Source organism: Rhodanobacter lindaniclasticus, from assembly GCF_004799035.1.
Classification (GTDB): domain Bacteria; phylum Pseudomonadota; class Gammaproteobacteria; order Xanthomonadales; family Rhodanobacteraceae; genus Rhodanobacter; species Rhodanobacter lindaniclasticus.
This window is the reverse complement of the sequence record NZ_MWIO01000048.1, coordinates 1-10744: the sequence shown is the minus strand read 5'-3', so window position 1 is coordinate 10744 and position 10744 is coordinate 1. Positions and strand designations below refer to the sequence as shown.

Sequence of the window (10744 nt, the reverse complement as noted above, 5' to 3'; positions counted from 1 at the left end):
GCCGGGGCAAGGGACGGTCCGCACCTTCCGACTTCTCCCCAGCGTTCCGGGCAGAGGCATCTCACACCATTCGGGAGGGGAAACATCATGGCCAGCAATGCCATTGGCTCCATCGGCAACCAGGCTGACAACGCGCTCGACGTCAGCCACAAGCGGGTGATCCTGGCCTCCAGCCTGGGCACCGTGTTCGAGTGGTACGACTTCTACCTGTACGGCTCGCTCGCCGTGATCATCGGCCACCAGTTCTTCTCCGGCCTGAACGAGGCCAGCCAGCTGGTGTTCGCCCTGCTGGCGTTCGCCGCCGGCTTCGCGGTGCGCCCGTTCGGCGCGCTGGTGTTCGGCCGGGTCGGCGACCTGGTCGGGCGCAAGTACACCTTCCTGATCACCATCGTGATCATGGGCCTGTCCACCTTCTTCGTCGGCCTGCTGCCCAGCTACGGCTCGATCGGCCTGGCCGCGCCGGTGATCCTGATCCTGCTGCGCATGCTGCAGGGCCTGGCGCTCGGCGGCGAGTACGGCGGCGCGGCCACCTACGTCGCCGAGCATGCACCACACGGCAAGCGTGGCTTCTACACCAGCTTCATCCAGATCACCGCCACCTTCGGCCTGTTCCTGTCGCTGCTGGTGATCCTGGGCTGCAAGTGGATGCTGGGCGACAAGTTCAACGACTGGGGCTGGCGCATTCCGTTCCTGCTGTCCTCGCTGCTGCTGGCGATCTCGGTGTACATCCGCCTGCAGCTGGCCGAGTCGCCGGTGTTCAAGCAGATGAAGGAGGAGGGCAAGCAGTCGAAGGCGCCGCTGACCGAGTCGTTCGCGCGCTGGGGCAACCTGAAGCTGGTGATCCTGGCCCTGCTCGGCGCCACCGCCGGCCAGGCCGTGGTGTGGTACTGCGGCCAGTTCTACGCGATGTACTTCCTCGGCAGCACGCTGAAGATCGACGCCACCACCACCCAGCTCCTGATCGCCGCGGCGCTGGTGATCGGCACGCCGTTCTTCGTGGTGTTCGGCTGGCTGTCGGACAAGATCGGGCGCAAGCCGGTGGTGCTGGCCGGCTGCCTGCTCGCCGCCGTGACCTACTTCCCGATCTTCAAGGGCCTCACCCACTACGGCAATCCGGCGATCGAGGCGGCCAGCGTGACGGCGCCGGTCAAGGTGCTGGCCGATCCGGCCGGCTGCAGCGTGCAGATCGACCTGATCGGCAAGAAGGTGTTCACCAGCTCCTGCGACGTCGCCAAGAGCTACCTGGCCAAGCGCGGCGTGCCGTACGCGAACGTCGCCGCGGCGCCGGGCTCGCTGGCGGTCGTCTCGGTGGGCGGCCAGGAGTTCCCCTCGTTCGAGGGCGGCGCCCTGGCCAAGGCCGACTTCACCGCGCAGAGCAAGGCGTTCGGCGACAGCGTCGGCAAGGCACTGGCCGACGCCGGCTACCCGGCCAAGGCGGACCCGGCACAGACCAACACGCCGATGGTGATCCTGCTGCTGACCATCCTGGTGCTCTACGTGACGATGGTCTACGGGCCGATCGCTGCCTGGCTGGTGGAGATGTTCCCCACCCGCATCCGCTACACCTCGATGAGCCTGCCCTACCACATCGGCAACGGCTGGTTCGGCGGCTTCCTGCCCTCGGTATCGTTCGGCATTGTCGCGGCCACCGGCAACTTCTACGCCGGCCTGTGGTACCCGGTGGTGATCGCCACGATGACCTTCGTGATCGGCATGCTGTTCGTGCGCGAGACCAAGGACGTCGACCTGCACGCCTGAACCGGCGTGCGCCACCAAAAACGCAGCGGCCCGTGCCGCTGCGTTTTTTTTGGCGGCGAGAACGGGATGTGCCGTCAGGCGCGCTTGACCAGGCCGATCACCACCAGCAACACGATCGCGCCGATCATCGCGTAGACGATGCTGGTGACGATCGGGCTGCCCAGGCTGAAGCCGACACCGAGCGCCGGCAGCAGCCAGCCGGCAAGAAAGGCACCGATGATGCCGACCACGATGTTGCCGAGCAGGCCGAAGCCGAAACCACGGACGATCAGCCCGGCCAGCCAGCCGGCGATCGCGCCGATGACGAGGAATATGATCAGGCCACTTGCAGTCATCATGTACTCCCGGTTTGGGCAAAGAGGCAGGGTTCGCGCGTTGCTCGCCCAGGCCGCGGTCAGCGTCGGGGATCCGGCGTGCAGCGAATGTGCAGCCGCCGTGACGGAGGCGGAGGCATGATGCCGGTGGCCATCCGGCAAGCGACGGATACGGGAGGACCTGCATGAAGGCGGCAGCAAGTTATGTCCACGGCGCCAGCCAGCAGCCGCTGCTGGGCGACACCGTGGGTTCGCTGATCGACCGCATCGCCGCCGCGCACCCCGATCGGCCGGCGCTGGTGGTGCGCGCGCAGGGCGTGCGGCTGGACTACCGGCAATTCCACGCCGAAGTGGAACGCATCGCCGCCGGGCTGCTGGCGCTGGGCCTCGAACCGGGCCAGCGCATCGGCATCTGGGCGCCGAACCGCGCCGAGTGGGTGCTGCTGCAGTTTGCCGCGCCGAAGGCCGGGCTGGTGCTGGTCAACATCAACCCGGCCTATCGCACGCACGAGCTGGAGTACGCGCTGAACAAGGTGGCTTGCCGCGCGCTGGTGCTGCCGCGTCGCTTCAAGACCTCGCACTACCTGGACATCCTGGCCGAGCTGGCGCCGGAACTGGCCGCCAGCGCGCCGGGAGAGTTGCGCGCGGCACGGCTGCCGGCGCTGCGCGAGGTGGTCCTGCTCGACGACGAGCCGGCGCCCGGCACGCGCCGCTGGCGGGAGCTGGCCGCGCGCGGCGATGCCGACGCGCTGGCCCGGCTGCACGAGGTGGAACGCGAGCTGGGCTTCGACGACCCGGTCAACATCCAGTTCACCTCCGGCACCACCGGCGCGCCGAAAGGCGCCACGCTGACCCACCACAACATCGTCAACAACGGCTGGTTCATCGGCGAGGCGATGCGCCTGACCGAGCACGACCGGCTGTGCATCCCGGTGCCGTTCTACCACTGCTTCGGCATGGTGCTGGGCAACCTCGCCTGCGTCACCCACGGCGCCTGCATGGTGATCCCCGGCGAGGGTTTCGACGCGCTGGCCACGCTGGAGACCGTGGCGGAGGAAAAATGCACCGGCCTGCACGGCGTGCCCACCATGTTCATCGCCGAACTGGAACACCCGCGTTTCGCCGAGTTCGACCTGTCGACCCTGCGCACCGGCATCATGGCCGGCTCGCCGTGCCCGATCGAGGTGATGCGGCGGGTGGTCGATGAGATGCACCTGGCCGAGATCACCATCGCCTACGGCATGACCGAGACCAGCCCGGTCAGCTTCCAGACCGTGCCGGACGACCCGCTGGAGCGCCGCGTGGACAGCGTGGGGCGGATCCAGCCGCAGCTGGAGGTGAAGCTGGTCGACGAGCGCGGGCGTATCGTGCCGCGCGGCACGCCGGGCGAGCTGTGCACGCGCGGCTACTCGGTGATGCTGGGCTACTGGGAGGACGAATCGCGCACCCGCGAGGTGATCGACGCGGCGCGCTGGATGCACACCGGCGACCTCGCCACGCTGGATGCGGACGGCTACTGCCGCATCGTCGGCCGGCTCAAGGACATGATCATCCGCGGCGGCGAGAACGTGTACCCGCGCGAGATCGAGGAGTTCCTGTACACCCACCCGAAGGTGCTCGACGTGCAGGTGTTCGGCGTGCCCGACGCGAAATTCGGCGAGCAGGTGTGCGCGTGGGTCCGTCTGCGCGAGGGCGTCGGCGCCAGCGAAGCGGAGATCCAGGATCATTGCCGCCGCCACCTCGCCTACTACAAGGTGCCGCACTACGTGCGCTTCGTCGACGCGTTCCCGATGACGGTGACCGGCAAGGTGCAGAAGTACCTGATGCGCGAGGCGATGGTCGCCGAGCTCGGCCTGTAGCAGCGCGCCGAAGTGCGCGCTGCGCTTCTTTGCGTGGCGGGAGAGCATCGCGCACTTCGGCGCGCTCCTGCCCGTGGCAACTTACCGGGCCAGGCGATCGTGCTTGAGCGGGTCCTTGCCCTCGCGCAGCCGCTTCAGGTCGTACTCGGACAGGCTGTCCCCGCGTGCGCTGCCGGCGATGCGCGCCTGCACGAAGGCCAGCGCGGTGGCGAACACGCCGAGCAGTCCGACCAGCAGCCAGAAGCCCCAGGCGCCGGCGCCGTGGCGGGTGAAGCACAGCACGAACGCGAACACGGTGCAGACAAGCAGCAGCCAGCGCATGGAGTGGCCCCGACAGGTGGAAACGCGCCGTCGGCGACGACGGTCGGCCGCATCATAGCGTCGCGCTGGTGCGCCGGGTGTGCGCCGGGTCATCCGCCGCGAGGATGTCGCGACGGCTGAGATCGCCCCGCGCGACACTGCGCTGATGGACGAGCTCCCGCCATCGCCGTCGCTTCCCGCCGTCCGCGCGCACAAGGGCCGCGGCGCCGCCTCCAATCCGGAAGGCCGCTTCGAAAGCATCCGCCACCACGCCGAGGACGACGGCTGGCAGAGCGCGCTGCTGGATGACGAAGCGCCACGCCCGCAGACCTGCGTCACCGAAGAGCGCGCGAAGAGCGTGATCACCCGCAATGACTCGCCCGACATTGCCTTCAGCCAGGCGGTCAATCCCTATCGCGGCTGCGAGCACGGCTGCATCTACTGTTTCGCGCGACCCTCGCACAGCTACCTCAACCTCTCGCCGGGGCTGGACTTCGAGACGAAGCTGCGCGCCAAGACCAACCTCGCCGAGGTGCTGCGCGCCGAGCTGGCCAAGCCCGGCTACAAGATCAGCCCGATCAACATCGGCAGCAACACCGACCCGTACCAGCCGGTCGAGAAAAAGTGGCGGCTGACCCGCGCCGCACTCGAACTGCTGGCCGAATGCCATCATCCGTGCACCCTCGTGACCAAGAACGCGCTGGTCGAGCGCGACCTCGACTTGCTGGCGCCGATGGCGCGCGAAGGGCTGGTGCAGGTGCTTGTCTCGGTGAACTCGCTGGACAACCGTCTGGCCGCGAGGCTGGAACCGCGCGCCAGCGCGCCGCACCGGCGCATCAAGGCGATCCGCACGCTGGCCGACGCCGGCGTGCCGGTCGGCGTGCTGGTGGCGCCGATCATCCCCGCGCTCAACGACAAGGACATGGAAGCGGTGCTGGCGCAGGCCTTTGCTGCCGGTGCCCGCAGTGCCGGCTACACCACGCTGCGCCTGCCGTGGGAACTGAAAGCATTGTTCCGCGAATGGCTGGCCCTGCACGCGCCGCAGCGCGCCGAACACGTGATGAGCCTGCTGCAGCAGATGAACGGCGGCCGCGACTACGACAGCAATTTCGCCACCCGCATGCATGGCGCAGGCGTGTTCTCCGACCTCCTGCGCAAGCGCTTCGAACTCGCCTGCCGCAAACACGGTTTCACCCGCGTCCGCGAGCTCATCCTCGACACCTCGCGCTTCGTGCCGCCGCGCAAGGCGTCGCCGCAAGGGGAGTTGTTTTGAACCCCTTCAATCCGGCATCCGGTCCGCCGCTCGGTCGACCTTGCGGTCGCGGCGCAGGGCGCTGAGGATCAGGCCGGCGCCGAGCACGGCGGCGACGAGGATGAACAAGGCGGACAGCAGCGGCAGGCCGAACAGGCGGATGCCGCCGGGGAGGCGGGCGGTGAGCGCGGCGCCGATCACCAGCGCGGCAATGATCACGCCGGTGGCGATGCGGTTGGCGATTTTCTGCAGGCTCTCCATCATGCGCGATTCTTCCAGCCCGTCGATGCGCACGCGCAGGCGGTTCTCGGCCAGCGTGCGCAGGATCGCGCCCATGTGCTGCGGCGTGCGCCGGGCCAGTTCCTGCAGGTCCAGCCATTCGCTGGCCAGGTTGGCCGGCGACAGCGAGCCCAGCGCCTGCCGCCGCAGCATCTGCTGCAGGTGCTGCTCGACCACGGCGCGGGTGTCCAGCGCCGGGTCCAGCGCGGTGGTGACCGCTTCGAGGTTGAGCAGGGTCTTGCCCAGGATGGTCAGTTCCGGCGGCGGGCGCAGGCCGCAGGCGGCGCCGACCCGGGTCAGTTCGAGGATCAGCCGGCCTTCGGAGAACTGGCGACTGGCTCCCTGCAGGCCGGCGTAGCCGGACACCAGTTGGTCGACGCAGCGGCGGTAGTGGCTGTGGCTGAAATCCTGCAGCGCGGTGCCCAGCGTCTCGCTGATCTCGCCGACCTGCTCGCTGTTGCCGCTGATCGCGCCGAGCATCAGCTTGAGCAGGTGGTGGCGGGTGTGCGGCGGCAGCCGCGCCACCATGCCCAGGTCGAACAGCGCGAGGCGGTGGTCGTCCATCAGCAGCACGTTGCCCGGGTGCGGGTCGGCGTGCACCAGGCCATGCACGAACACCTGGTCGAGGTAGGCGCGCAGCAGCTCCTGGGCCTGCTCCTGCAGCGGATGTTCCAGCCGCCGCACCGGCGGCACGTGGGTGACCTTGATGCCGCGCACGCGGTCCATCGTCAGCACGCGCGCGGTGGTGAAATCGTCCAGCGGCTGCGGCACGTAGAGGTGACGGTAGCCGCGCAGGTTGGCGGCGAAGCGGCGCAGGTTGTCCGCCTCCAGCGCGAAATTGACCTCGTTGGCCAGGCTGTGGCGCAGCTCCCGCACCCAGTCGGAAAAGCCATAGCGGCGCCCCATCTCGGTGAGGTGGTCGGCGGCGCCGGCGAGCTTCTCGAGGATCGCCAGGTCGTCGCGCAGGGTCTGCGCGATGTGCGGCCGCTGCACCTTCACCACCACCTCGCGGCCATCGCGCAAGGTAGCCGCGTGCACCTGCGCCATCGAGCCGGCGGCCAGCGGCTGCGCGTCGAAGCTGCCAAACAGCACGCCGATGCGCGCGCCGAGCTCGGCCTCCACCACCGTGCAGATCTCGGCCACCGGCACCGGCGCCACGTTGTCCTGCATCCGCTCCAGTGCATCGAGGTACGCCGGCGGCACCATGTCCGGCCGGGTCGACAGTGCCTGGCCAACCTTGATGAAGGTGGGGCCGAGCGCCTCCAGCTCGTCGACGAACTGCTCCGGCTGGCCCGGCGCCACCGGCCGGGCGTCCTGCGCCAATGCGGCCTCCTGCAGGTCCAGTTCCAGCCCGTTGAACAACCCGGCCTTGCGATAGCGCAGCAGGAAGGCGCCGATCCGGGCGTACCGCGACGGGCTGATCGATTCGCTCACGCTTGCCTCCGCTGCTTTGCGCCCAGCATGGGGTGCGCGGCGGCAAGGGCGCGTCAATGCGTCCGGGCGCCGGCGCGGCGCACTTCACGGGGCGCTGATCGTCGCGCCTGTCCAATGGGCGTCGCCGGCGCAAGGCGTCGTCCCGACGGAGACCGCAATGTCCTCATTCGCGCTTTACCTGATCGGCATGCTCGTGGTGATCGGCGGCCTCGTCTATGTCGCCTACCTGCTGCACGTGCCCACCCAGTGGATCGTGGCCGGCGCCGTGGTCCTGCTGGGCGCCGGCATCATTGGCGCGGTCACGCACACGCGCCGGCGCGATCCGCCGGAATCGTGACGCGCGAGGCGCGCACCGAATGACGAGCGGGAAGCTCGGCGGACTCAGTCCGCGGCCGGCAGGTATTTCCCGAACCACTCCAGTGCCCGCTGCAACACGTCACGCTGGTGGGCGGGGTCGACGAAGTGGTGGCCCTCGTCGGGGTAGACCACCAGCGAGGTCGGCACGCCCTGCGCGCGCAGCGCGTGCCACATCTCGAACGATTGCGGCGCCGGACATTCGGCGTCGCGGTCGCCGACCACGATCAGCATCGGCGTCTTCACCTGCTTGACGAAGTTGATCGCCGAGCTCTTCGCGTACACCGCCGGATCGCCGTAGACGCTGGCGCCGAAGAACGGCGGCATCCACTGGTCGATCAGGTTCTGGCCGTAATAGCTCTGCCAGTTGGCGATGCCGGCGCCGGCCACCACGGCGCGGAAGCGCTGGGTCTGGGTCGGCGCGAACATGCTCATGAAGCCGCCGTAGCTCCAGCCGGTGAGGCCGAGCCGCTTGTCGTCCACCGGAAACTTCCTTTCCACCGCGTCGACGCCGGCAAGGATGTCGCGCAGGTCGCCGTAGCCGAAGTCCTTGCGGTTCGCCTGCACGTATTTCTCGCCTTGGCCGAAGCTGCCACGCGGGTTCGGCTGGAACACGAAATAGCCCAGTGCGGACAGCGGCGCGGCGCCGTAGCCCACGCCGGGCCAGCGCGGGATCACCGCGCTCGACGGGCCACCGTGCACCACCACCACCATCGGATAGGTCTTCTTCGGATCGTAATGGGCCGGATACAGCAACCAGCCCTGCACGTGGAAGCCCTCGTTGTCCCACTCCACCGATTCGGCCTTGCCCCACGTCGGCTTGAGTCCGGCGTTGAACGCCGTCACCGCCGGCGGCGCGCCCTTGCCCAGCGCGCCGGCGTGCACTTCGCTGGCGGCGGCGTACGAGCTCTGCACGAAGGCGATGCGCTTGAAGTCGGCCGACAGCGACATCGCCATCGAGGCGCTGCCGTCGCCGATGCTGGCCGGCACGGTGAAGTGCACGCGCTGCTGCTGCGCGCGCGTGGCCGACACCGCGTAGTCGGCCAGCTGGCTCTGGCCGTTGCTGACCTGGCTGACCAGCAGCGATTGCGACCCGGTCCAGTGCAGCCACGCCGGCGTGACGCGGATGCCCGGCGTGAGATCGACCGGCGCGCCGCCGCCGGCCGCTACCGCATAGATGTCGCCGCCGGTGGCGCCCTGGTCGCTCATCAGGCCGCCGATGAAGGCGATCCGCGAGGCATCCGGCGACCAGCGCGGCAATGCGATCTGCAGCCCGTGCAGCGAGCCGCTGGCGGCATCGGCCGGATCGAGCAGCACGCTGGCGGCGGCGCCTTCCTGTGCGCCCTGCACGTAAAGCTTCGCGATCCACCAGTTGTCGTCGCCCGGCGGCTTCGCCGCCGTGTAGGCCAGGCGCGAACCGTCCGGCGACCAGTCGAACTCGTAGGCGTACAGGTTGGCCGGCGTCAGCTCGCGCAGCGCGCCGCCGGCCACGTCGAGGCTGGCCACGCGCTGCACTTCGACGCCGCTGACGCCGATCTCGCCTGCCGGCCGCTTGGCCGCGGCCACCGCGCTGGCGTGGCGGGTGGCGCCGGCCACGTAGAGGAAGCCGAGCGACTTGCCATCGGCGGTCCACTGCAGCGAACGCACGTAGCCTGGCAGGACGGCCAGCCGCGTCGGTGCGTCGTGGCCGCGCGTGTCGGCCAGGTAGATCGCGTTCTGCATCGCCTTGGTGCTGGTGAGGTCGACGTGGCAGTTCGCGATGAAGGCGAGCCGGCGCGAGTCCGGCGCCCAGGCGATACCGGATTCGGCGCAGCTGCCCGGCGTGGTCGCCGCGCTCACGCGGCGCACGTGACTGCCGTCGGCATTCGCCACCTCGATCGCCGGCTTGTCGTCACGCCGGATCACCCAGGCGAGCTGCTTGCCGTCGGGGGAGAGCGCAGTGGCCTGGATCGCTTGCGCCTTGCCCAGTTCGGTCAGCACCTGCTCGATGCGCGGATCGACCTCGGGCGCCGCGGCGAAGGCTTGCGGTGCCAGTGCGAGAGCAAGCAGCGACAGCGGGGCGATCAGGCGTGAGCGTTTCGGCATGGGAGGGATTCCGGCGTGGGGAATCCCGAAGCTACAACCCGATGCCACCCGCGCCAAGTGCAGGACGGCATGGCGACCGGATCAGTGCTGCGCTGCGTTTCCGCCGGCGTCCTGGCGCGCGGAGACCATCGCGGCCAGCTTCGCCCGGATCGCGGGGATCGCTGCCAGCGCGGCCTTCTCGCCGGCCAGGATGGCCTGGTTCTTCTGCTCGAAATCGGTCGGTCCGATGCCGCCGAGGCCGGGGCGGATCACCACGTCGGCGCGCGTGCTTTCCTGCGCGGCCAGCTGCCGGCCCATGATGGTGATGGACTGGCCGACGATGCCCATCATGTCCTGCGGGTTGCTGCCGTCGGGCGCGGCGGAGATGTCCACCGCGATCACGAAGTCGGCGCCGAGCTGGCGCGCCGCGTCGACCGGGATCGGGCTGACCACGCCGCCGTCGACGTAGTGCTTGCCGTGGATCTCGACCGGCTCGAACACCCCGGGAATGCTCGACGACGCGCGTACCGCGCGGCCGGTGTTGCCGCGCCCGAACACCGTGCGTGTGCCCGTTTCCAGCTCGGTCGAAACGGCGGCGAACGGCAGCTTCAGCTGCTCGATCGGCTGCTGGTGCACCAGCTGGTTGACGTAATCCTGCAGCGCCTGGCCCTGCACCAGGCCGCCGGAGAACAGCCGCACGTCGCGGATCTTCGCCTCGTCGAGGCCGAACGCGGTCTGCTGCAGCGCGAACGCGTCCATGCCGCTGGCGTACAGCGCGCCGACCACGCTGCCGGCGCTGGTGCCGGCGACCACGTCGGGATGGATGCCGCTGGCCTCCAGCATCTTGATCACGCCGATGTGCGCGAAACCCTTGGCCGCGCCGCCGCCGAGGGCGAGGCCGATCTTCAGCTTCACCGGTGCGGGTGGTGGCGGTGGCACGGGTTTCGCTGCGTGCGTGCAGGCGCCCAGCACGAGCGTGGCAAGCAGGGGCAGGAGCAGGCGACGGAAGGGCATGAGGCGGTGTCGGGAGATTTTGATTGGCGCCTCCCCCTGCATGCAGGGGGAGGCTGGGAGGGGGTGAGGCTTTTGATCTTGAGGCAAAGAGCGACCCCACCCCAACCCTCCCCTGC

The 10744-nt window shown here is 69.4% G+C and carries 9 protein-coding genes; 4 read left to right on the top strand and 5 right to left on the bottom strand.

The annotated features are described in order from the left end of the window. Positions 1–87 precede the first annotated feature (87 nt). The gene (locus tag B1991_RS15190) at positions 88–1758 is read left to right on the top strand and encodes an MFS transporter (RefSeq protein WP_136259520.1); all 1671 of its coding nucleotides are present in this window, start codon (positions 88–90) and stop codon (positions 1756–1758) included. A 74-nt stretch (positions 1759–1832) separates the two neighbouring features. On the opposite strand, the gene B1991_RS15185 is transcribed toward B1991_RS15190, so the two are convergent. Beyond that, positions 1833–2093 carry a GlsB/YeaQ/YmgE family stress response membrane protein gene (locus tag B1991_RS15185; protein ID WP_136259519.1) on the bottom strand — a complete coding sequence of 87 codons (261 nt, stop codon included), beginning with the start codon at positions 2091–2093 and terminating at the stop codon, positions 1833–1835. Between the two features lie 164 nt (positions 2094–2257). Between B1991_RS15185 and B1991_RS15180 the strand changes: the two genes are divergently transcribed. Then, positions 2258–3931 carry an AMP-binding protein gene (locus B1991_RS15180; RefSeq protein ID WP_136259518.1) on the top strand — a complete coding sequence of 558 codons (1674 nt, stop codon included), beginning with the start codon at positions 2258–2260 and terminating at the stop codon, positions 3929–3931. 81 nt (positions 3932–4012) lie between these two features. On the opposite strand, the gene B1991_RS15175 is transcribed toward B1991_RS15180, so the two are convergent. Then, positions 4013–4252 carry a hypothetical protein gene (locus tag B1991_RS15175; protein ID WP_136259517.1) on the bottom strand — a complete coding sequence of 80 codons (240 nt, stop codon included), beginning with the start codon at positions 4250–4252 and terminating at the stop codon, positions 4013–4015. A gap of 145 nt (positions 4253–4397) precedes the next feature. Between B1991_RS15175 and B1991_RS15170 the strand changes: the two genes are divergently transcribed. After that, the gene (locus tag B1991_RS15170) at positions 4398–5504 is read left to right on the top strand and encodes a PA0069 family radical SAM protein (protein ID WP_136259516.1); all 1107 of its coding nucleotides are present in this window, start codon (positions 4398–4400) and stop codon (positions 5502–5504) included. Between the two features lie 6 nt (positions 5505–5510). Here B1991_RS15170 and B1991_RS15165 read toward each other — a convergent pair whose 3' ends face one another. Continuing rightward, positions 5511–7196 (bottom strand): ABC1 kinase family protein, encoded by a 1686-nt coding sequence (locus B1991_RS15165; RefSeq protein ID WP_136259515.1) that lies wholly within the window; start codon positions 7194–7196, stop codon positions 5511–5513. Between the two features lie 157 nt (positions 7197–7353). Between B1991_RS15165 and B1991_RS15160 the strand changes: the two genes are divergently transcribed. Continuing rightward, positions 7354–7533, top strand: coding sequence for a hypothetical protein (locus tag B1991_RS15160; protein ID WP_136259514.1), 180 nt, complete (start codon positions 7354–7356; stop codon positions 7531–7533). 44 nt (positions 7534–7577) lie between these two features. Here the strand turns inward: B1991_RS15160 and B1991_RS15155 are convergent, their stop codons facing one another. Then, positions 7578–9635, bottom strand: coding sequence for an alpha/beta hydrolase family protein (locus B1991_RS15155; protein WP_136259513.1), 2058 nt, complete (start codon positions 9633–9635; stop codon positions 7578–7580). 81 nt (positions 9636–9716) lie between these two features. Continuing rightward, the gene (locus B1991_RS15150) at positions 9717–10628 is read right to left on the bottom strand and encodes a patatin-like phospholipase family protein (protein ID WP_136259512.1); all 912 of its coding nucleotides are present in this window, start codon (positions 10626–10628) and stop codon (positions 9717–9719) included. Positions 10629–10744 lie beyond the last annotated feature (116 nt).